Here is a 22,679-nt window from a genome sequence, read left to right as displayed (position 1 = left end):
GTCTTCAGTTTAGTCAAGCTTATCCGCTTTGCCTGCTGGTCCCGCGAGTTTTGCTAGCCACTTATCCCAGATAAACGGCGTTTTCTCGTTATCTTCTGCTTCCTCTTTTCGACGTACCGCGTTGCGCACTATCATAGCCCCGGTCCAGCGAAGCGGTTCTGGTGGGAAATACCCCAACGGTCCTTTGGCTAAACCACTGTTCGTCCACTCGTTATCGATTCCCAATATCAATGAAGATAAGATCTTTCCGCCCATTCGAGTCTGCGCTACACCATTGCCTGAATAACCAAATCCGTAAAAGATATTGCTCTGTTTATCTAGCTCGCCGAAAAAAGGGAAACCAGTAGCAGAACGATCAGAGCCCCCCGTCCATGAATAAGCAAACTCCTCTCCTCTCAAATGAGGAAACAACTTATCGAACGACTTGCGCAGTAGACCTTGGTAGCGTGTTGGCTTGTTAAACATTGCGTCGACTTGGTTATTGAAAGAAAACTGATTGCCGCCTTTCCCCAACATCAAACGGCCATCTGGCGTATCTCGGTAATAGTGGACGAAGATACGTGAATCCAACACGCTAGAACCTGCCTGCCAACCAGATAGAGGTAGTGCGTCACCAAGCGGCTTGGTGATCACCATGTCGGAAGAGACCACCACGATACTGTTTTTGAACTGTTTAAACTGCTCCACCATCCATGCATTTAATGCCAATACCACCTGCTGCGCTTGAACATTTCCTTTAGGTGTACAGACAGTGGCAGGTTTTCCATAATCTAGACGCGTCATCGGCGTGTTCTCATAAACTTCTACACCCAGATCAATAGCAACACGGCGTAACCCCCTCACTAATAATGCAGGTTGAGCGCTGGCTGCAACTGGAGAGTGAAAGCCTTCTATATGTCGAGGTGAACCCGCATTGGCACGCAGTTCCTCCACCGAGCAACGACGCCAACTGTTCACTTCTAATCGCTTTAACTCGTCCACAACTGGCTGCATTCCCCCAGTTTGAGCCTGATTGGTTGCAGTGTAATAAACCCCTTTCAACGATAAGTGCGCATCAATGTTGTGCTGCTGACAAAAGTCGTCAATCTCTAGCACTGCTTGCTCCGACTCTTTTACTAACCAAGCAGCATGTTCTTCACCGAATAACCGTTTCAATGTCGGAAACTTGGTAGACCAAGTCAGCATACAACCGCCGTTTGCGCCCGATGCACCACTGCCACAAAGGCCTTTTTCAATCACGACTACCTTTTTTTCCGGAGATTGCTGCTTAATCATAATCGCGGTCCAAAGTCCGGTGTATCCGCCACCAACAATCGCAACGTCAGTATTAATGTTCTGCTGTAACGGTTGTGGCGTTTCTGGTTGCTCAGCTTCAATTGCCTGCTTGAACCAATATGAATGATGTGTCATCGGGTATCCTCGTTAGTGCGTTACATCCATTTCCGCAAACACTTTACAAACGATGATGACAATCAACGAGCAAGAAAATCTAACGCTGAGCGATAGAAAATGTTGCACTGAGAGTGTGCGAATTTTCGCTTCCAACAAAAACAAAATGGGGAGCTCGTGGCTCCCCAAAACAAACAGCAAAAATATTAGTGGTAAACAATTCGAGTCCGTCTTACTGGTTAATATTTACCGGTATCACGCATGCGGTACTCGTATTGAACATTGAGAATAGGCTGGTAAACAACTTGCCCGTCACTTTGCAAGAACTCATTTACCATGACTTTTGAGTCAGTGATAGAAAACGATTGGCGATCAACATACGTTGTAAGGCTCGTAAACTCATCACGGAGTTGTCCAGATGATTTATTTTGGTAGCTTTGGATCATGTCTCGGCCCATTTCATAAGCCGCTTGTTTGCTATCCATTACGTCGCCATGGATAGTTTCGGTATCGTTTGTCCACTGATAACCACCAGCAAGAGCCATAGAAGGTGCAGCAATCAGAGCAATCGTACTTGCTAAAGTTGTTAAGCGTTTCATAAACCTCTCCTTACTTACCTTTACATCGGGCCAAAATTGGCTCGATACTTATAAGGTACGTATAGAGACCTAAAACACGTCAAAACAATTTCAAATAATGTTCAATTTTCGTTCAACTTATTTCACATTAACTTAGCAACTCAACGTCATATTCAGCCTACATTCGCATTTTCTTTCTTTTGAACAATGGGTTTCAACCTGACACTTCCTTACCAAACCATACAATACCTAAGGTCAATTTTCTCTTAGAATTCCAGCAAAAGAACAGTGTTCAAAACCTTACACAAACGTCGGACACAGCAAAAACCACCTCTTTTCAGTCGTGCTTTGCATTCCTCCTTTTCGGGTTCTTCGCTGCTCGTCCGTCGGTTCTTAATTGTCGCTATTGAGCACAAGTTAATCTGGAGTGAAAATGACCGCGAACAAATCCATTTTTTACCATAGCAAATCGATTTACTCAGATGATTATGCTGATGTCTACAAGCCAATTTGGACCTACAGAGCTAAGTTCATCTTACGTGCGCTTTATTACAAACGTGCATTTAAGCACCTTTCAGACAATATTGAATCGTCATTGTTAGAGTTGCTTTGTACACGTACGCATCGGTTTTTAGAGAAACCGTTTCGTCCGTATATCATCAAAAACAACTCAGCGTTCGATCGTTCTAACTTGGTAGTTGATCACTATAAAACTATTTCAGAACTGTTTTCTAAACAAACAATCGAAGAAATCTACACAGACTCGAAAGGCCTAACATTAGCCTCTTTTGAAATTGACGAAATACTGTACTCGGTGAGATTAGTATACGAAGCACGTTATCAAAAAGAAGGCGACATGAGCCTAGTGCTGCACAGCGCTGAAGATGGCAACTTCTACACGCTCTCTTTTACGCTAGGTCACATCGAATCTGGACGCAGCATTATGATTGGCGGCTTACAAGGACCGCGAAGCAGTGAAGAAAACAACGCGAAAATTAAAAAGCTAACTCGTAAGCTTTACGGACAGAGACCAAAAAGCTTGATGGTGAGCTTGCTCACTTTGCTCGCACAAATTTGGGAAGTAAATACGATTCTAGCGGTGAAAACGCAGTCCCATACTTACGCAGCTAAACGTTACAGCAAAGGGCGAATAAAAACGGATTACGATGCACTCTGGCAAGAATTGGGCGGCACCGAATACAATCGTCATTTTTACTCAATTGATGTAAATGCACCCCGTCGAGATATCGAAGGCATGTCGCGCTCTAAGCGTTCGATGTATCGTCGCCGTTATGAATGGCTAGACAACACCAAGGTCACTTTCGAACAAATATTAAAAGGCGAGCAAGCTAAAAGCTAAGGAGAAGCGTTCATGCGTTATTCATTCATTACTGCTTTAGTGCTGTCGGCTTTTTCTTTGTCAACCAATGCAGAAACCAGTGTGCACATCATAGGTACAAACATTGGCTATGGCGATGTGAACTACGATGCTCCGACAAGCAAAGAATCAGGCGACATGTTCTTAGGTGAAATATATTACCGCTACATGCCAACACATAACTTTGGTATCGAAGCAGGTTATAAAGGCGCGTTTGACGGTATCGGCTCGATACTCGTGAGTCCGATTTCAGAAGTCACCGATACGAGCTTCTCCGGACCTCGCTTGAGTGGCTATGCTAGCTATCCTCTGGGTTCAGGTTTCGAACTGTACGGCAAGGCAGGTGTCACTCTCTACACTCTCGAATACACTTATAAAGTGAACGGTCAGAGCAAGAACATCGAACACTCAAGTGTCGGAGGTGAAGCGGTTGGCGGTATCGGCTGGAGCTATAAACACTTTGGTTTGAATGCAGAATATGTGTACTCAAAAAACAGCGATTTTGACTCTAGCGGCGTGATGTTTGGTGCGCAACTGCGTTTTTAAACAAGGCTTACACGTTAATACAAAAGGCAGCGAGAGGCTCATTCGCTGCCTTTTTTCGTGAATATAGGTCAATACGCAAGCGCGAGAATGATCCCCGCCACGATAGAAGTAACGCCAAGCCCTCGGGTGAGATACCATTTCTCAGACAGAAACCAAATCCCCATAAACAATCCAAACACAATGCTGATTTGCCTTAGTGCTACGACCAAGCTCACGTTGTCGGTCATGGTCATCGCAAACAGAACCAAACCGTAGGTGGATGCCATCATTACCCCCGCCATGCTGGCTGTTTTGCGGATCTGCCACGCAGTCTTAATCTCATCTGGCTTGCCTGTAACCAAGCACCACACAAGGGCAGGAATACCAATTGCCCAAAACTGCACGCCCAAATAGAAGATTGCACTGTACTGATCATTCAAGATCTCAGATGCTTGTCCTGTGAGTAAACTCAGCGCTTCTTTATCAACCACGGAGTAACCCGTTGTACCTATTGCGGCAATTAATGCCCAGAACACACCGACATTCAAATAAGAGCTCAGCGTCATCTGACGAAAGTTCGTCAGTGGTACCAGCATACAACCAAGGGTTATCAGCAAGAATCCAAGCCACTGCTGACTGGATAATTCATGCCCTAATGCCACACTGATTGCGCCGACCATCATCACAGGCAGTGCGCGAGCAATTGGATAAACCACCCCCACATCAGCGTGCTTATAAGCGACAATCAAACCGACCAAATAAACCATTTGTGAAATGCCGCTAATGAACAGCAATCCCCAAAATTCACTCGGTAATGATGTCCAGCCAATGGTCGCCAAATACCAAATCAAATAAGGGGTAAGAATGGCACAGGCAGAGAAGCTGGCCGCCATAGTAAACGCGAGTCCAGAGCCTGAGTTGCTTTTACCAAGGATATTCCAGCCCGCATGGAGAACAGCAGAAAAAACGACGAGACCAATCGCCAACAAATCCATTTCAATGTTCCTGTCTGAATAAAGTAAAGGCTCCGAGATGGAGCCTTAGATAATGAGAAAATCCACTTAACGATTGAGTTCCGCCAGAGATTCAATGCTGATGGCATCGTGTCGCCAATACTCGATATCGCAATCAATCAACTCACCGTGCTGGTTATAGTTGATGCGCTCCACCACCATCGCGGGAGTGCCAGCTGTCGCGCGCAGTGCCTGAGCCATTTCACCCAACAAAGTGCTCGTTGAAATGCGGTAGCGAATCTTTTGATACGTCACGCCATAATGCTCGCGGTAAATGTCCGTCAGTGAATTTGATAAATCGTAGTCCAACAGGTTCGGAAACAGCTCTGGACGAATGTAGTTTGTTACGAATACCACAGGTCTGTCTTCAAGGTATCGCACACGGTCGACTCGATACACATCCGAGAAAGGCTGCAAGTCTAGCAAACGCGCGGCTTGTTTGTTTGCCAACGTTCCTTTTGCTGCAACCAACTCCGTTTTTGGCACACGATTTTGCGCTTTCGCCATGTTCGGGAAGTTCAGCGTTTGCGTTGGGTCGTAACGCAATGGCTCAGGTGAGATAAACCAACCTCGGCGATCTTCGCGATAGATTCGACCTTCCGCTTCTAGCAGTGATAAAGCTTCACGCAGAGTGACGCGTGTAGTATCGAACGACTCCGCCAACTTACGCTCTGCTGGCAGTTTTTGACGCGGCGATAGCATGCCCGCTTCAATCTGTTCAACAATCGAATCTTTAATTTTTACGTATTGCACGAAGTGTCCTTATCTTTTGCGCCAAGCTTGTGTGCGATTTTCTAACAATTTACCCAAAGTCATCTGAACAATCTTCGCAATTGCGGCAGCCATCATAATCATCACGGCCATTGCCGCTGCAGCGCCAGTTTGACCTGCATCGTCCATATTCAGAATCGAGACCGAAGCCGGAATCGTATCGGTTGAGTAAAGGAATACTACCGCAGAAGTGGTGGTCAATGCATTAACAAACAAGTAAGTCGCAATGTCCAAAATCGCAGGTAAACACACAGGTAATGTCACTTTAAAGAACAACTTGTATTGAGGAAGCTTCACCGATGCCGCCGTGGCTTCAATCTCTGATGGCAACTGCTTTAGCGCTGTCAGGGCTGTCATGTGACCCACAGTGTAGTAATGCACTACCGTGTTAATCACCAAGAATGCCATGGTGCCATAAAGCACGTTCAGAGGATTATTCGCATCATTGAAGTAAAAGATGTAACCCAAGCCAAGCACCATACCCGGAACTGCCATTGGCACCACGCTAAGCATTTGCATCACCTGACGAATTGGACCAAACGCACGCCCTTTCTCAATGCAGTAAGCACCGACAAAGATGATGGCTGTACCAATAACTGCCGTCCAACTTGCCAGCGTTAGCGAGTTGAAGAATGGGCTCCAACCGTAAGTGCTCATTTCGGCAAAGTTGTAGTTATTTAGCGTCAGCGCTTTGTTCCAAGGCCAGAACGTAACTAACGAGCCATACACTGCCATGCCAAGCACAGCCAACACTGCGATAGAAATGATACTGCAGTAAACCAAACAAATGCTGTCGCGCGCTTTGTTGGGTTCTGGCTGATATGGCACCGAACGTGTGTCGAATAAGCTCTTTTGTTTTTTCTGTACCCAGCGGTCTGCACCGAACGCCATTACCGCAGGGAATAACAACATAATGCTGGTTACCGCACCCATGGCAAAGTTTTGCTGTCCCACAACTTGTTTGAAGATGTCAGTCGCCAGAACGTTATAGCTGCCACCAATCACTTTCGGCACACCAAAGTCCGTGATAACCAGTGTAAAGACGACGATAAGCGTACTGATCAAACCGTATTTCGCCGCAGGTAACGTCACCATAAAGAAAGTTTTGATTGGTGAGGTTTTAAGTGCGCGGGCTGCTTCATACAAACGGGCATCTGAAGTGCGCAGCGAAGTGGTTAAGATCATCAATGCATGAGGGAAGGTCCAGAAAATCAAACCCATCGAGATACCAATCACGCCGTAAATCGAGTTTCCTAACAGCATCTCTTTGGCAATGCCTTGATTACCGAAAAGGAAGATCAAACTGATCGCTGGTAACAACGAAGGCGCGAGAATCGGCGCAGTACCTAGGATTTGAAACAAACCTTTAAACGGCATACAGGAACGAGTCAGCGCGTAGGCATAACCAAACGCAAGCACACCCACGACCGAGGTCACAATCACGCCCAAAGTGAAGGTGTTGCCTACCGATACCCATAAGCTTGAAGAGGAAAAGTACGTCGCAAAGTTTGCCAATCCAACAAATTCGCCATTGGCATTTTGCACACTCTTGGTCAACATTGCCCAAAGCGGCATTAAGATGAACAGCACCATCATGGTCGACAAACCAGCGAGCAAACCGAACAACACAAGGTTGTCGCGGCTAACACGTCCGAGTAAGGATTTTGCTTTGTCTTGTGTGGTCAGGCTATTCATCGTCATTGTCTTCGCATCCATGTTTACACCTACGCCGCTAGCGCTTTATCAACCGAGGGCACGGCGTAACCATGCAGCCCTTCTTCAGCAAACTGGATGTAACGTACATCGCCCGCTTTGATATTGAGTTTTTGAACCGTTTCCACGGGCACATCCACGACGATGGTTTTCGTTGAGCTGTCGTTTTGCAATACGCAATCAATGCGGAAAAACGCCCCCAAAAACTCGGTAGCCGTCACTCGCACAGGTAAAGAATTGGTGTAGTTTTCAACGAACTTGATGCTTTCAGGACGCACCGCAAGGTCGAAGCGGTCACCACGTTGGATCTTACGATTGGTCAAGCTTGGCGCTGGCATCAGAGTTTCGGCAATGCGCACTTGGGAGTCCGTTGCGACTGAGGTTTCAATAAAGTTCATGCTGCCGACAAACTCAGCAACAAAGCGCGTCGCTGGTTGTTGGTAGATCTCTTGAGGTGTGCCGACTTGCTCAATCACACCATGGTTCATTACCACGATACGATCCGCCATCGACAGCGCTTCGTCCTGATCGTGCGTAACCATGATGGTGGTGATGCCCAGCTTGCGTTGCAGCTTACAAATCTCGTCACGTAAGTGAACACGTACTTTTGCATCCAGCGCTGACAGCGGCTCATCCAATAACAGTAGACCCGGAGATAGCGCCAATGCACGAGCCAAAGCAACACGCTGCTGCTGACCACCAGAAAGTTGGTTAGGGAATTTCTCGCCAGAGGTTGGAAGACCAATGGTTTCTAACCAGTAATCCACTTTCTCTAACGCTTCTTTGGTCGACATACCTTGGTTCTTCAAACCCACTGCAATGTTCTCTTGCACAGTTAGGTTCGGAAACAGCGCGTAAGATTGGAATACGATGCCAAAGTCGCGCTTCTCTGGTGGTAGGAATGTGGTCTCTTGACCGTTTTGAAAAATCGCACCAGACGTTGGCAAGTCTAAACCTGCAATGGCACGTAGCAGAGTGGTTTTACCGCAGCCAGAAGGACCAAGAAAACAAACGAACTCGCCCTTTTCAATCGCTAGCGAGATTTTCTTTAACGCAGTGAACTGTCCGAATTGCTTCACTACATTTTCGATATTTAGGTAATGTTGGTTAGTTGACATAACACACGCTCCAAATGGTATATACCAACTTTAGTTTTGGAGTGTTACGTTCCAATGACAAGTTTATAGCCAGAAGATGACAAATAGATGAAGGGTGATGAGGTTTGTTCAAGTGGTAATTCGAGATTCCCGACTCACTCCTTCGTCGCTCTCGAGAATGACGTTGTGAGTGTAGATAGAAGCTCCTACTTTCTTAAGTCCGTCATTCCAGCGAACCTAGGTGAGACTAGGAATCTACTTTCAGCAAACTCTGAAATAACAGAGAAAACAAAAAACCCACCTCAACCGAGGTGGATTTCAACATTCAAATCAAAGCAAATTCAATTAAGATTTTGGCTCTGATTTCGCGTCAAACTTCTCAGACCAAGCCGCTAAGATCTCTGCACGCTTGCTGCCCATTTGCGCGAAGTCCATCTTCGCCATGTTCTCTTGAACGTTAGGGAAGTTAGAAACGGTCGCTTTCACGTCTTTATGTGCAACCACTGGATACATTTCTACGTAAAGCTCGTTTGCTGCTTTAGAGATTGACCAGTCGACAACACGTTTCGCTGCATCAGACTCTTTTACTAGACCAACGGCTTCTGATTCCCAGCCGATGCCTTTTGGTGTGATAACCGCTAGTGGTGCGCCTTGTGTTTTCAGCTTCGCGCCGCGGCTCGCCATCGAAATACCGATAGCCACTTCACCCATACCAGCTTGAACACATGGCTTAGAGCCAGAGTGCGTGTAGTGTGCAATGTTCTTGTCTAAGTCACGCATGTAGTTCCATGCCTGATCTTCACCCATGTTTTGTAGCCAAGCAGAAACCTGCATGTAGCCAGTGCCTGAAGACGCAGGGTTAGGCATTGCAATGTGACCTTTGTAAACCGGCTTCGTTAGGTCTTCCCAAGACGTTGGTTTCGGTAGGTTAAGTTGTTTCGCTACCGCTTCGTTGAAACAAACTGCGTTAAAGAACGCATCGTTACCGAACCAAGCTTGGTTTGATTGAGGGTCGTTTAGGTTCGCGTGCAGCTCTTCCAAACCTTTTGGTGTGTAAGGCTTAAGAAGACCTTCATCTTTAAGCAGTGCCATTGACGAGCCAGCAAGACCCCAAACCACTTCCGCTTGAGGGTTGTTCTTTTCGGCCAGCAATTTCGCCGTCATGATACCGGTGGAATCGCGAACCCACTTAATCTTGATATCTGGGTTATCTTTCTCAAACGCAGACTTGTATTTCGCAAGAATGTCAGTTTCGAAAGCGGTGTAAACCGTGACTTCCTGTGCTGCCATTGCATTCGTAGCTAGCAGAGAGACAAGTGCAGCCAGCGATCCTTTCATCAAACGGTTTTTCATCATTTTCTCCAGTTAATTTGGCTAAGTTTCATTTGGTCTGTACCAGTTGACGATATACACCCTACTGAGCCTTTGTGACGAAATCATGACCATTAAATGGCAGTTTTACGAAAATTTGCGATGAATAATCGTTCAATTGATCCGCCATTTTCTGGATATTAAAGTTTTATGAAATTGGAGATTCGCCTATTTACTGCCCTTTTCTTCCTCGCTAGAGTGAACTCGAAATTTGGTGTAGACCAATTAGCCTATTCTGATGGAAATCGAGATGAAAAACGAATACCTACTACTGACTCCAGGTCCTCTATCTACTTCTGAAACAGTACGTGAAGCCATGCTAAAAGACTGGTGTACTTGGGATGATGAATACAACAAAGACATTGTAGAAGTGATCCGCACTAAGCTTGTAAAACTGGCGACGGAGCAAGACGGCTACACCAGCGTACTAATGCAAGGTAGCGGCACCGCATCAGTAGAAGCGACAATTGGCAGCGCCATTGGCAAAGATGGAAAGTTGTTGGTTGTCGACAACGGTGCGTACGGTGCACGTATCGCTCAGATCGCTGATTACCTAAATATTCCATGCCATGTAGTTTCCCCAGGCGAAACATCACAGCCACACTTGAACGAGGTGGAAACTGCATTGGCATCGGATCCTGCGATCACACACGTGGCGATTGTTCACTGCGAGACAACCACTGGCATGCTGAATCCAATTGAGGCATTTGCTTCTGCGGCAAAAGCACACGGTAAAGTCGTGATTCTCGATGCCATGTCGAGCTTTGGTGGCATTCCTATCGATATCGCAGAGCTAGGCATCGATTTTATGATCAGCTCTGCAAACAAATGTATTCAAGGCGTACCGGGTTTTGGCTTTGTGATTGCGAAACAAACTGAGCTAGAAAAGTGCCAAGGTCAGGCGCGTTCTTTGAGCCTTGATCTTTACGACCAGTGGCACTGTATGGAAGTGAACCACGGCAAATGGCGTTTCACGTCTCCAACGCACACAGTTCGCGCTTTCTACCAAGCATTGCTAGAACTGGAACAAGAAGGCGGCATTGAGGCTCGTCATAACCGCTACCAAACTAACCAGAAAACACTGGTTGCAGGTATGCGCTCTTTGGGTTTCGAACCGCTACTGAGTGATGACCTTCACTCGCCAATCATCACCTCTTTCTACTCTCCAACTCACAGTGATTACCAATTCAAAGCGTTCTACACGCGTTTGAAAGAGCAAGGCTTCGTGATTTATCCGGGTAAAGTATCGAACGCAGATTGCTTCCGCATCGGCAACATTGGCGAAGTTTACCCAGCAGATATCGAGCGCTTAATCGGTGCGATTGAAAAAGCAATGTACTGGCAAGTTGCTTAAAGCAGCCTTCTGATTGAGAGAGCGTTATGACTCAGAATATCAAACCGACCCATTTCCGCAGCGAAGGTGATGTCAACACGACACCAGCGCGCCAAGCTTGGAATGCATCGATGGACGACGAACGCACGCAAGCTTTGTTGAAGCGTGATTCGGAGGTCTTTCTTCATCAAGCCATGTCAACGCCTTGCTTAGATACCTTGGAAGCAGCAGAAGGCATCTACATCCAAAACGCCACCGGCAAAAAGTACATGGACTTCCATGGCAATAACGTCCATCAGTTGGGCTACGGTCATCCGCATGTGATTAAACGTGTGCAAGAGCAAATTGCCAAACTGCCGTTTTCACCACGTCGTTTTACCAACGAGACCGCGATTGAGTGTGCCGAAAAACTTACCCAAATATGTGGCGGCGAATTGAATCGCGTGCTGTTTGCGCCGGGTGGCACATCTGCAGTGGGCATGGCACTTAAACTAGCGCGCCATATCACGGGCAACTACAAGGTGGTGTCTCTGTGGGATTCCTTCCACGGCGCATCATTGGATGCCATCTCAGTGGGCGGCGAAGCGTGTTTTCGTCAAGGAATGGGACCATTAATGGCAGGTGTTGAACGCATTCCACCAGCAGTGTCTTACCGAGGCGCTTTTCCAGTCGCGGACGGCAGCGACGTACATTACGCCGACTACCTTGAGTACGTGATTGAGAAAGAAGGTGGCGTGGGCGCGTTTATCGCAGAAGCGGTTCGCAACACGGATGTACAAGTGCCGAGCAAAGCCTACTGGAAACGCATCCGTGAAATCTGTGACAAACACAATGTCATGTTGATCATCGACGACATCCCTAACGGCATGGGTCGCAGCGGTGAATGGTTTACCTACCAAGCCTATGACATCGAGCCAGATATGCTCTGCATCGGTAAAGGTTTGGGCGGAGGCTTAGTGCCTATCGCAGCCATGGTGACCAAAGACAAATACAACACTGCTGAGCAAATCTCCATGGGTCATTACACTCATGAGAAAAGCCCTATCGGTTGTGCTGCAGCATTGGCAACCATGGAAGCCATTGAGCAAGACGGCTTGCTAGATAAAGCCAAAGCCGACAGCCAGTTCATGCGTGAAAAGCTGCTAGAGATGAAAGCCAAGTACCCAGTGATTGGCGATGTGCGTGGCATCGGCATGTTGTGGGGTATTGAGTTGGTCACTGACCAAGAGAGCAAAGCGCGCGCCTATGACGAAGCAGAAGCCGTGCTGTACCAATGCCTCAATAACGGCGTGAGCTTCAAGGTATCGCAAGGCAATGTGATTCAACTCAGCCCACCGCTGATCATCACTCGCGAACAACTGACAGAAGCGTTGGCGATCTTCGAAGAAGCCATCGCCAAAGTGTGTAAAGACTTTAACTACATTTAGGGTCGATAGACCTCAACAAAAACCAATTTATCCAGAGCGCGGTTCCAACGTGTAGGCAGCGCTCTGGCAAGCAAGAAAAAGGATTGAACATGAGCAACTCACCAATTCAAGCAGTGATCTTTGACTGGGCTGGCACTATCGTCGATTTCGGCTCTTTTGCGCCAACCAGCATCTTTGTGGAAGCGCTCAAACAAGGCTTTGATTTTGATATCGATCTTGAAGAAGCGCGGGAACCAATGGGGCTTGGTAAGTGGGATCACATCCAAGCTGTGGGTCGCATCCCTGCAGTTGATAAGCGTTGGAATGAGAAGTTTGGTCGCTCAATGACCAGCGAAGACATCGACGCTATCTACGCAGCATTCATGCCTCTGCAAAAAGCAAAAGTGGCTGACCACGCAGAGCCAATCCTTAATGCGATTGAAGTTGTGAACGGTCTGAAAGACAAAGGCATCAAGATCGGTTCTTGTTCTGGTTACCCTCGCGAAGTGATGGATGTGCTGATTCCTGTGGCTGCGGATTACGGCTACAAACCGGATTACGTAGTAGCAACGGATGACCTGCCGCAAGGTGGTCGCCCAGCACCATTTATGGCACTGAAAAACGTGATTGAGCTGAATGTAACGGACGTTAATGCGTGTATCAAAGTGGATGACGCCGCACCGGGCATCGATGAAGGTCACAACGCCGGTATGTGGACCGTTGGTTTGCTGCTTTCTGGTAACGAAGCAGGTCTAACGTTTGAAGAATACCAAGCTGCGGACGAAGCAACGCTTAATGCTGCTCGTGAAAAAGCGCGTGCAAAATTGCTCAAGAGCTCGCCGCACTACCTTATCGACACCATTGCTGACTTCCCTGAAGTGGTTGCAGATATCGAACGTCGCCTAGCGGCAGGTGAGCGTCCTTAGTCGACAATCACTATTCTCACGCATAAAAAAACCTCTCAGCATCGAGAGGTTTTTTGTATCGCGTTTGTCGCTAACCAAATCAAATTAGTTGATCGCAGTACTTGCTCGGCGTTTTAGCTTAAAGCCCATGTCCGTTACGTGCTCTACAGGCTCACCTTTAATGGCTTGCAGTAACTTGTCTGCGGCTTTCGTCCCCATACGTTCGTAATCGAATTCCGCACAGGTCAAACTTGGGTAGGCGTGCTCACCCATGGAAGAGCCTTCCAAACAGATAATCGCAATGTCGGTCGGGACTTTCAGCACTCGGCGGTGACACTCAAACAACGCGCCAATCGCAATCTCTTCATGGCTACATACCAGAGCATTCAAACTTGAATCGCGCAGCAATAACTTTGCCAACCCTTCCGCACCTAATTGTGACGATGGTGCTTCGTGCGTGGTTAAAAAATGGTCCGGTGCAAGGTAGTTCTCAATCATCGCGCTTTGCCAGCCGTGTAGCTTACGTTGCAAAGTGGAGTGATCCCCACGTGCCCCAATGAAGCCCACGTTCTTGAAGCCTTGCTCAATCACATGCTTGGTACAGGCTTTACCCACCTCAAAATGGTCAACACCGATATTGAGATAACTGGCTTTCGAACTTAGCTCAGCAATTTCCAATACTGGTGTGTTCGAGGCTTCCAAAAGCTGATTAGTACGTTGGCTGTGTTCATTACCAAACAGCACCACTCCGGCTGGACGGCTCTCAAGAAATGTCGAAAGCAGTTTCTCTTCTTGCTCTACCGAGTAGTCACTGTAACCAAGCAGCAACTGATAACCCGCTTTGTTCAACGCTTGTTGAAAGCTCGGTAAGAAAAGCGCGCACGCTTTTTCAAACAGGGAAGGAATGATAAGAGCGATGGAGTAACTTTCAGCAGACGCCAAAGCCCCTGCCGCTTTATTCGGGATATAGCCGAGCTCATCAACCACTTGTTGAATCTTTTCTCTCAGCTTGTCAGATACTAGCTCGGGCGTTCGTAATGCTCTCGACACCGTCATGGTGCCTACGCCGGCTTTTTTAGCGACGTCCGCCAAGGTGACATTGCCAGTACTTCTTCGTTTGCGAGGTTCGCTCATTGTTCTTATTTAGTGTTCTCTATTTTCTGCCGCGACATCTTACCACAGCGTTTTATTGGTTTTGATATTAGCGCATTAGAAGTCGATCACAAGCATATGAAACTCGGATGACTGATAAAAATGGTAGCGCTATCACAATTTATGATAGCGCTATCAGATAGCGCTACCATTTGTGATCATTCTCAGGTTTTTCTGACAAATTGATCGATAAAGTACCCATCAACAAAACAACAAACCGGAAAAATCCAATGCTACGTGAACTGATTACCTCTGATGTGATTCGCATCCATTCTGATGCTACTGACTGGAAAGATGCGGTGAGCAAATCCTGTGAAGCACTGATTGAAAATGGCGCGATTGAGCCAAGCTACGTGGACGCTATTTACCGCTCACACGAAGAGCTCGGTCCTTACTACGTGGTAGGTCCTGGTATGGCAATGCCACACGCTCGCCCTGAAGATGGCGTTAACCGTTTGTCTCTTGCCATCACGGTGATTCAAAACGGCGTGAACTTCGATTCTGAAGGTAACGATCCAGTAAAAATGCTGGTTACGCTAGCCGCGACAGACAGTAACTCGCACGTGGATGCGATTTCTAAACTGGCTGAGTTGTTTATGAATGAAGAGCATGTAGAAGCCATCTGCACCGCTCAAAACACACAAGATGTTCTCGCGATCATCGAAAAATACTAACTCCTGATGTGCCCTTAAAAAATGGGCATACACCCCTATAAAAAGAAAAGGTCTGAATTATGAAAATTATGGTTGTTTGCGGTCACGGTCTTGGTACTAGCCTAATGATGGAAATGAGCATCAAAGGCATCGTGAAAGAATTGAATGTAAACGCAGAAGTGGATCATATCGATCTAGGCTCTGCAAAAGGTACGGATTGTGGCATCTTCATCGGTACTAACGACATCGTTGAACAATTGAACGCACTTGGCGTTGAACCTCGCATCGTTGCGCTTGATAACATGGTCGACAAAGTGGCAATGAAAGAGCGTCTATCTGTGGCACTTCAAGAGCTTGGCGCTCTATAAGGTGGCGTTATGGAATTCTTCAGTTTCTTAATGAACGATGTCCTATCAGAGCCGGCGGTTCTGGTAGGTCTCATCGCCCTAATCGGCTTAATTGCCCAGAAAAAACCGGTCACCGAGTGTATTAAAGGCACGGTAAAAACCATTCTAGGTTTCATCGTGCTTGGCGCGGGTGCTGGTCTGGTTGTGACTTCTCTGGGTGACTTTGCGACGATTTTCCAACACGCATTTGGCATCACTGGCGTGGTTCCAAACAACGAAGCTATCGTCTCTATCGCGCAAGAAGCGTTTGGTAAAGAGATGGCGATGATCATGTTCTTCGGTATGTTAGTGAACATTCTGATCGCTCGCTTCACTCCATGGAAATTCATCTTCCTAACAGGTCACCACACGCTATTTATGTCGATGATGGTAGCGGCGATCCTTGCTTCTAGCGGCATGAAAGGTGTTCCACTGATCGCGCTTGGCTCTCTGGTTGTGGGCTCTGTGATGGTGTTCTTCCCTGCGATTGCTCACAAGTACATGAAGCAAGTAACAGGTTCTGACGACGTTGCGATTGGTCACTTCTCTACCCTTTCTTACGTACTAGCGGGCTTTATTGGCAGCAAGTTCGGTAACAAAGAACACTCTACTGAAGAGATGAACGTACCTAAGAGCTTGTTGTTCCTACGTGATACGCCAGTAGCAATCTCATTCACCATGGGCATCATCTTTATGGTGACGTGTATCTTCGCTGGCGGTGACTTTGTACGCGAAGTCAGTGGTGGTAAGCACTGGTTCATGTTCGCGCTGATGCAATCCATCACATTCGCCGGTGGTGTGTACGTTATCCTTCAAGGTGTACGTATGGTTATCGCAGAAATCGTTCCAGCGTTTAAAGGCATCTCAGACAAACTAGTACCAAACGCAAAACCTGCGCTTGATTGTCCGGTTGTATTCCCATACGCACCAAACGCAGTATTAGTTGGCTTCCTATCGAGCTTCGCGGCGGGTCTTGTAGGCATGTTCCTACTTTACGTGATGGGTCTTACTGTGATTATCCCAGGCGTCGTTCCGCACTTCTTTGTGGGTGCTGCTGCAGGTGTATTTGGTAACGCTACAGGTGGTCGTCGCGGTGCAATCTTGGGTGCTTTTGCACAAGGTCTACTGATTACCTTCCTACCAGTATTCCTAATGCCAGTGCTTGGTGACCTAGGCTTTGCTAACACAACCTTTAGTGACGCAGACTTCGGCGCTGTTGGTATCTTACTGGGTCTGATTGTTCGCTAAGTGGTTAGCTTAATATGATTAGCTGAGAACTGGCTTGATTGATGCGGGAATAGGCTCATCGGCATCGATCCTAAAGAACCTTTAGTCATAGCAAGCGACTGGCTTTATAAGAACCGGATCATGAAAGAAAACAAACGCCCCTCACGTGAGGGGCGTTTTTCTTTTTGGCACTATCTTAAGGAGGTTTGGTTTATTGAAACGTAGTTCCGTTAGATAGCAGCTTTCTTGTCGGCTCTTGCTCGGTGTATTCGACCGCATCATGTTCCGCGAGTTTATCGACTTCCGCCTGTCCACCCACGACAACCAAGACGTGTTGTTTCACCAGAGCGTCGACCACTTCAATGTTGTGCTGACGAAGAAGCGCTCTCACTTCGCTCTCTTTCCCTTCATGATACTTAACAAAGTAACGTGCAGGTTGCTGCTCGGCTTGATCTTGGCGTTCATCCACGAGAGGAAATCCTTGATTGTTTGCCAAGCTGCTTGAGCTCAGTCCGATTGCCAATAGTGCGGTAGCGCCTACCGCAGACAAAGAAAGTAAGGTCAACTTCTTCATAGCCACTCCTTATTGAAAGGTCAGAGTCCAACTGTTGATGGTGCCTGTGTCTCTTCTGGCACTGTCCACCGCTTTTAGTTCCCATGTACCTTGCGATTCAAAACCAGAAAAATCCGCTTGGAACGTATTTTTTATATCGTTAGCGCTGCCGCCGGTATTATTGTGAAGTACAACTTCTCCACCAGTCGGTGACGTTAAAGTCACTCGTAGATCACCGATGTAAGTGTGGCTAATATCAACGTCAATACTTACTGTGCCTGAATCACCAGAGCGATCGACTTCTACTGCACTGATTGCGCCAGAAGATTTATTATCTGGAATCGCGACAGGGCTGGTATTTGAGAAGCTAGAATCCGAAGAGCTACCACCATCAGGTCCATTACAGCCAGCGTCCAAGAACAGCTTCGCCGCTTCAGCATTAACTAGGCCGTGGCCAGTACGGTTGTCTCGACCAGCAACATCAATATCTGTTGCAGTTTTCACTAGGGCATTACGCACTTGCGCTGCTGTACAGGTTGGGTGGTAACTCCACACCAAGCCAGCTACGCCCGTTACGTGCGGTGTCGCCATTGATGTACCATTGTAGTATTCGTAATCTTCACCAGAGGTTGTTGCAACAGTAATTTCCTGACCAACATACCCCAACAGCTCTTGACCAAATGCACGATCAACCGTTACCGAAACCATACGATAAGCGTTGTTTGTGTCTACCAAGAATGGGTTTTGTAAACCAGGTAGTTCAGAGTTGCTGTATACGATTGCAGCTCGCGCACCCGCATTGTAACAAGCCTGAACCGCATCCACTTCAGGGTAGTTTCCTGAAGACTGGTTGCCGATACGCTCAGTCAAACAAATTTTGCCCGACATATCACCACAGTTAACGTTACCGCCAGATACATCACAGCTATCTAGCGTTGCCGTTACTGAACCCGCGATTGGATCCGGAACATACGAAGAACCGTTATTGATCAAACGATTGTGAGGAACAATCCCACGATCAAACTGACTGACACCATTCAAGGTAATATCAGAAAGTTTACCTTCACCTACCGTAACCGTTGATAAGATCGCCACACCCGGGCCTGAGATCTCAACTTGATTAGTAGATTGTGAGAACGCTGCATGATCATTTTGATTATCAACAGCCGCAACAGACATCACTGAGTCATAAGAAGCTGGATAGCTGTGCGCTGTATTGCCATCATTACCTGCAGCGGCAATCAATAGAACGCCTTGATCGTAAATATTTTGCAGTGCATTTTGCTCAGTTCGGCTTGATTGACTACCACCAAGGCTCATGTTCACAACGTTAGCACCATTATCGGCACAGGTCTGGATTGCTTTAACAAGCCCAGATGAGTAACCCCAACCCGATTCGTTAAATACTTTCACGATGTGCAAATTAACATTCTGGTTTGGCATCACACCCTTTACACCTTCGGTGTTGGCAATCGCAGCAATCGTACCCGCGACGTGAGTACCGTGGGCATTGTTGTTACCCGGATCACTCCATGATCCCGTACCACTATCGTTAGTACCAGCAACGCGGTTACCGCTTAGGTCGTTGTGCGAAATGTCGTACCCTGAATCGATAATACATACAGTGCGATTACCCGCATTGAAGTCAGCTAGCAGTTGAGCATTAACCGCTTCATATCCCCATGGGGTCGTTTCGCTGAGCAAATAGCGAGGTGGATCGACTTCCACGTATTCCACATCACTACGGTTGCGAAGCGGCTCTAAGTCATCGCCATCCAATTCAACGCTGTAAATGGCGCGATTGCCCAGTTTTTCCACCTTACGTGCCTTCACCTGTTCTAGAACAGACTCCTGCGCGATTCGTGGCCCCCAGAATGAGTTACCACCCATTGAAGAACGGCTGACTGCATCTTCTTTGAATTTGACGATGTACTTCGTCGGTAACTTAGATTCATCAAATCCCATTGGTGGAGCCGCAAACGCTGACATCGAAGTGGTCAGTGCTATTGCTACGGCAGACAACGAAAATAAGCCTTGTTTTTTACTTGTTGTGTAGTGCATTTGCCCTATTCCTTATTTGAGCTAATTTTTATTCACTATATTCTCATGAAAAGTCATCATCATGATGTTTGCATGAGAGCTTCAGCTATAGTTTACAGAGCAAAAATGCCAAACAATTTGTTTCATGAATATACAAATTTGTACAAAAGATCATTCAATAAACACTTTAAGTTAACATTAAAAATCATCAACAAAACCTTATAAAGCAATTACTTAATTAACAAAAAGTGAATGTTAAATTAATGTTAGTGAGTAATTATTCTAAATATTACCCATTTAATCGATTGCTATGCTGAATGGATTTTTTGACCGTGGTGCCAAAACTGAAATATTGAATATTTAGTTGTTGACTGTCTTGAGCATTTACTCAGAATTAGAAGGTTTAGTGAGAAAAATTCTCATCTAAATACTGTTATAGCCGAGCGTATTCACGCATTCGGAACAATAACCATTACAAGAAGAGTGAATGATGAAAAAAACAATCACACTATTAACTGCATTACTTCCGCTTGCCTCCGCCATTGCAGAGGAGCCAACTTTATCACCGGCAATGGTTTCTGCGGCTGAAGTGGTTAGCGCGCAAGAAAATCAAACTTATACGTACGTTCGATGCTGGTATCGTACGAGCCACTCTAAGGACGATGCGGCTACCGATTGGAAATGGGCAAAAAACCAAGATGGTAGTGACTTCACTATCGATGGTTATTGGTGGAGCTCTGTTTCATTTAAAAACATGTTCTACACCAATACCTCACAAAACGTAATTCGTCAGCGTTGTGAAGAAACACTAGATCTAGCGAACGAGAACGCAGACATTACATTTTTTGCTGCCGACAATCGTTATTCTTATAACCACACGATCTGGAGCAATGATGCTGCAATGCAACCAGATCAGATAAACAAAGTAGTGGCTTTAGGCGATAGCTTGTCTGATACAGGCAACATCTTTAACGCGTCCCAATGGCGCTTCCCTAACCCTAATAGCTGGTTCTTGGGTCACTTCTCAAACGGTTTTGTTTGGACGGAATACGTTGCTAAAGCCAAAAACTTACCGCTATACAACTGGGCAGTTGGTGGCGCAGCAGGTGAAAACCAATACATCGCGCTAACTGGTGTCGGCGAACAAGTTTCTTCTTACTTAACCTACACAAAGCTGGCGAAGAACTACAACCCTGCTAACACATTGTTTACGTTAGAGTTTGGTTTAAATGATTTCATGAACTACAACCGTAGCGTGCCGGAAGTAAAAGCGGATTACGCTGAAGCTCTGATTCGTTTAACAGACGCTGGCGCGAAGAACTTCATGTTGATGACACTGCCAGATGCAACCAAAGCACCACAGTTCAAATACTCAACACAGGAAGAAATTGAAACGATTCGTGCGAAAGTATTGAAGATGAACGAGTTCATCAAAGCACAAGCGATGTACTACAAAGCCCAAGGCTACAACATCGCATTGTTTGATACACACGCACTGTTTGAGAAGTTAACCTCGGCACCAGAAGAACACGGTTTCGTAAATGCAAGCGACCCTTGCTTAGACATCAACCGTTCATCCTCTGTTGACTACATGTACACTCACTCATTACGTTCTGAATGTGCAGCATCTGGCGCAGATAAGTTCGTGTTCTGGGATGTGACTCACCCAACCACAGCAACGCATCGTTATGTGGCTGAAAAAATGTTAGAAAGCAGCAATAACTTAGAAGAGTTTCGCTTTTAATAAGCCGTTGTTGTTCATTGCAAGTTAATCTGCATAAAAATGACCACGATGCTTCGTGGTCATTTTTTATCGATATCGACCCCCGATAACGGGTTTATTTGAGCTCGCTTACTTCAAGCCGTTGATTTAGAGACGTTGACTTTGAGCAGTCTCATTCAGCGTTCTGTTTTGGTACGTTACCGCGGAAGCTGTTCACCATAATAGAGATCAACGTCTTTAAGGTTTCATCATCACTGCGGTATGAGTAGGCTCGTATACCCGTAAACTGAACCTGGAACAACTGAGCAAGAACCAATGTATCCTGAGCTTCAATTTCGCCATTCTCGATTGCTCGCTCAAACAGCTTTGCAAGAAAAGATTCAAATTGGTTTGCTAAGCTGTTTGTTTGATTGCGCAGCGCATTAAAATCCTCAGCAAATTCACTTGCTGATTTGACTAACATGCACACTTCACTGGGATTGGAGTCTCGCTGATTGATAACCACATCAATCGCGAAAGCTTCTATTGCATCTAGAACCGTTGTGTTCTGAGCTAAATGCAACTCAAACAGGGCTTGTAAGTTCGCAACGTACATTTTTAGCGCTTCACAATATAGCCCCTCTTTTGACCCAAACGTCGCATAAATACTTCCAGGACGCAGATTAACGCTATCTTGTAAATCACGTGTAGATGTTGCATGAAAACCTTTCTTCCAGAATAGATCCGAGGCGGCTTTCACCACTTCATCACGTTGGAATTTCTTTGTATTCGCCATGAGCAATTATCAATTTTGAACATATGCTCAATTTTATATTGAGCGACCGCTCAAAATCAACTATCCTGTTCTTGCCCAATTCGCTCATATCCAACTACAGGAGATTTAAACATGGCAGAATTTAAACTGTATACCGCAGAAAACGCACCCGAAGGATCAAAGCACCTGATTGAAAATTCAGTCAAAGCGTTTGGCATGCTACCAAATCTTCATGCTGTTATGGCTGAAGCGCCAACCTTGCTTGAGGGTTATCAAGTTGTGCATGAGCTCTTTCAACAAACATCATTTAACGCAGAAGAATTGACCGTCGTATGGCAAACCATCAACGTTGAACATGGTTGTCACTACTGCGTTCCTGCTCATAGTGCGATCGCGGCGTCAATGAAAGTGGATCAGGAGATTGTCGATGCTCTCGTCAACCAAACACCATTGGCAGACGAAAAACTTGAAACACTACGAGAGACAACGCTTCAAATGGTGCGCCAACGTGGTGTAGTTGAAGAGTCTCAGATAGAGAAATTCTTTGCGGCGGGTTACGGACAGCAGCAATTGCTTGAAATTGTTCTTGGTCTAGCGCAAAAAGTGATGAGTAACTACACCAATCACCTAGCTGACACCCCGGTTGATGCACCTTTCAAGAAGTTCGCCAAGTAACTTAAGCTTTTATTACTGGTCCCATTCATGGGACCAG

General features: G+C 46.4%; 21 protein-coding genes. 10 read left to right on the top strand and 11 right to left on the bottom strand.

All coding sequences use genetic code 11. From position 1 onward, the window contains the following. Positions 1-9: 9 nt before the first annotated feature. Together R7O13_RS00530 and R7O13_RS00525 are read right to left on the bottom strand one after the other, a co-directional pair. Positions 10-1,410, bottom strand: coding sequence for an FAD-dependent oxidoreductase (locus R7O13_RS00530; RefSeq protein WP_253657293.1), 1,401 nt, complete (start codon positions 1,408-1,410; stop codon positions 10-12). Positions 1,411-1,628: 218 nt separating this feature from the next. Then, complete coding sequence (locus R7O13_RS00525; RefSeq protein ID WP_017819758.1) at positions 1,629-1,988, bottom strand: DUF3316 domain-containing protein; 360 nt, start codon at positions 1,986-1,988, stop codon at positions 1,629-1,631. Positions 1,989-2,400: 412 nt separating this feature from the next. Here R7O13_RS00525 and R7O13_RS00520 point away from each other — a divergent pair, with 412 nt between their 5' ends. Together R7O13_RS00520 and R7O13_RS00515 are read left to right on the top strand one after the other, a co-directional pair. Further along, positions 2,401-3,327 (top strand): VirK/YbjX family protein, encoded by a 927-nt coding sequence (locus R7O13_RS00520; protein ID WP_005374042.1) that lies wholly within the window; start codon positions 2,401-2,403, stop codon positions 3,325-3,327. A 12-nt stretch (positions 3,328-3,339) separates the two neighbouring features. Beyond that, complete coding sequence (locus tag R7O13_RS00515; RefSeq protein WP_213891560.1) at positions 3,340-3,891, top strand: outer membrane beta-barrel protein; 552 nt, start codon at positions 3,340-3,342, stop codon at positions 3,889-3,891. A gap of 68 nt (positions 3,892-3,959) precedes the next feature. Here the strand turns inward: R7O13_RS00515 and R7O13_RS00510 are convergent, their stop codons facing one another. The 5 genes from R7O13_RS00510 to R7O13_RS00490 all read right to left on the bottom strand — a co-directional run bounded on the left by R7O13_RS00510 (position 3,960) and on the right by R7O13_RS00490 (position 9,820). Next, entirely contained in the window at positions 3,960-4,865 is a 906-nt protein-coding gene (locus R7O13_RS00510; protein ID WP_253657294.1) for an EamA family transporter, read from the bottom strand. Between the two features lie 66 nt (positions 4,866-4,931). Further along, positions 4,932-5,636, bottom strand: a complete 705-nt coding sequence (phnR, locus tag R7O13_RS00505) for a phosphonate utilization transcriptional regulator PhnR (RefSeq protein WP_005374048.1) — start codon at positions 5,634-5,636, stop codon at positions 4,932-4,934. A gap of 9 nt (positions 5,637-5,645) precedes the next feature. Continuing rightward, complete coding sequence (locus R7O13_RS00500; protein ID WP_318302704.1) at positions 5,646-7,370, bottom strand: putative 2-aminoethylphosphonate ABC transporter permease subunit; 1,725 nt, start codon at positions 7,368-7,370, stop codon at positions 5,646-5,648. 8 nt (positions 7,371-7,378) lie between these two features. Next, the gene (locus tag R7O13_RS00495; protein WP_005432488.1) at positions 7,379-8,485 is read right to left on the bottom strand and encodes a putative 2-aminoethylphosphonate ABC transporter ATP-binding protein; all 1,107 of its coding nucleotides are present in this window, start codon (positions 8,483-8,485) and stop codon (positions 7,379-7,381) included. A gap of 324 nt (positions 8,486-8,809) precedes the next feature. After that, a complete protein-coding gene (locus R7O13_RS00490; RefSeq protein ID WP_029830462.1) occupies positions 8,810-9,820 on the bottom strand; it encodes a putative 2-aminoethylphosphonate ABC transporter substrate-binding protein in 1,011 nt (336 codons plus the stop codon). A 265-nt stretch (positions 9,821-10,085) separates the two neighbouring features. Here R7O13_RS00490 and phnW point away from each other — a divergent pair, with 265 nt between their 5' ends. The 3 genes from phnW (at position 10,086) to phnX (ending at position 13,500) form a co-directional block, all read left to right on the top strand. Further along, positions 10,086-11,189 (top strand): 2-aminoethylphosphonate--pyruvate transaminase, encoded by a 1,104-nt coding sequence (gene phnW, locus R7O13_RS00485; RefSeq protein WP_005432490.1) that lies wholly within the window; start codon positions 10,086-10,088, stop codon positions 11,187-11,189. A 26-nt stretch (positions 11,190-11,215) separates the two neighbouring features. Next, positions 11,216-12,595 (top strand): aspartate aminotransferase family protein, encoded by a 1,380-nt coding sequence (locus R7O13_RS00480; RefSeq protein ID WP_025768031.1) that lies wholly within the window; start codon positions 11,216-11,218, stop codon positions 12,593-12,595. 89 nt (positions 12,596-12,684) lie between these two features. After that, on the top strand, positions 12,685-13,500 hold the full coding sequence (gene phnX / locus R7O13_RS00475; protein WP_318302701.1) for a phosphonoacetaldehyde hydrolase: 816 nt from the start codon (positions 12,685-12,687) through the stop codon (positions 13,498-13,500). 84 nt (positions 13,501-13,584) lie between these two features. Here phnX and R7O13_RS00470 read toward each other — a convergent pair whose 3' ends face one another. Further along, on the bottom strand, positions 13,585-14,613 hold the full coding sequence (locus R7O13_RS00470; RefSeq protein ID WP_025768033.1) for a LacI family DNA-binding transcriptional regulator: 1,029 nt from the start codon (positions 14,611-14,613) through the stop codon (positions 13,585-13,587). Between the two features lie 248 nt (positions 14,614-14,861). Between R7O13_RS00470 and R7O13_RS00465 the strand changes: the two genes are divergently transcribed. Genes R7O13_RS00465 through R7O13_RS00455 form a run of 3 tightly spaced genes read left to right on the top strand, consistent with a single transcriptional unit; the run spans position 14,862 to position 16,918 of the window. After that, positions 14,862-15,305, top strand: a complete 444-nt coding sequence (locus tag R7O13_RS00465) for a PTS sugar transporter subunit IIA (RefSeq protein WP_005384357.1) — start codon at positions 14,862-14,864, stop codon at positions 15,303-15,305. A 59-nt stretch (positions 15,306-15,364) separates the two neighbouring features. After that, complete coding sequence (locus tag R7O13_RS00460) at positions 15,365-15,652, top strand: PTS sugar transporter subunit IIB (protein ID WP_318302698.1); 288 nt, start codon at positions 15,365-15,367, stop codon at positions 15,650-15,652. A gap of 9 nt (positions 15,653-15,661) precedes the next feature. Further along, complete coding sequence (locus tag R7O13_RS00455; protein ID WP_010450752.1) at positions 15,662-16,918, top strand: PTS ascorbate transporter subunit IIC; 1,257 nt, start codon at positions 15,662-15,664, stop codon at positions 16,916-16,918. A gap of 190 nt (positions 16,919-17,108) precedes the next feature. Here the strand turns inward: R7O13_RS00455 and R7O13_RS00450 are convergent, their stop codons facing one another. Both R7O13_RS00450 and R7O13_RS00445 read right to left on the bottom strand, forming a co-directional pair. Beyond that, positions 17,109-17,471 carry an ATPase gene (locus R7O13_RS00450; RefSeq protein WP_172563705.1) on the bottom strand — a complete coding sequence of 121 codons (363 nt, stop codon included), beginning with the start codon at positions 17,469-17,471 and terminating at the stop codon, positions 17,109-17,111. 9 nt (positions 17,472-17,480) lie between these two features. After that, entirely contained in the window at positions 17,481-19,511 is a 2,031-nt protein-coding gene (locus R7O13_RS00445; protein ID WP_053307150.1) for a S8 family serine peptidase, read from the bottom strand. 466 nt (positions 19,512-19,977) lie between these two features. Here R7O13_RS00445 and R7O13_RS00440 point away from each other — a divergent pair, with 466 nt between their 5' ends. After that, positions 19,978-21,234: a type 2 secretion system lipase gene (locus R7O13_RS00440; RefSeq protein ID WP_017819748.1), complete on the top strand. Its 1,257-nt coding sequence runs from the start codon at positions 19,978-19,980 to the stop codon at positions 21,232-21,234. Between the two features lie 151 nt (positions 21,235-21,385). Here the strand turns inward: R7O13_RS00440 and R7O13_RS00435 are convergent, their stop codons facing one another. Then, positions 21,386-21,988 carry a TetR/AcrR family transcriptional regulator gene (locus R7O13_RS00435; RefSeq protein WP_318302693.1) on the bottom strand — a complete coding sequence of 201 codons (603 nt, stop codon included), beginning with the start codon at positions 21,986-21,988 and terminating at the stop codon, positions 21,386-21,388. Between the two features lie 111 nt (positions 21,989-22,099). Here R7O13_RS00435 and R7O13_RS00430 point away from each other — a divergent pair, with 111 nt between their 5' ends. Beyond that, positions 22,100-22,642: a carboxymuconolactone decarboxylase family protein gene (locus R7O13_RS00430; RefSeq protein WP_005374097.1), complete on the top strand. Its 543-nt coding sequence runs from the start codon at positions 22,100-22,102 to the stop codon at positions 22,640-22,642. The last annotated feature ends 37 nt before the right edge of the window (positions 22,643-22,679 follow it).

It is taken from the genome of Vibrio sp. Y176 (assembly GCF_033438945.1).
Note: the sequence above shows the minus strand (reverse complement) of the source record. Positions and strands in the feature narration are given on the sequence as shown.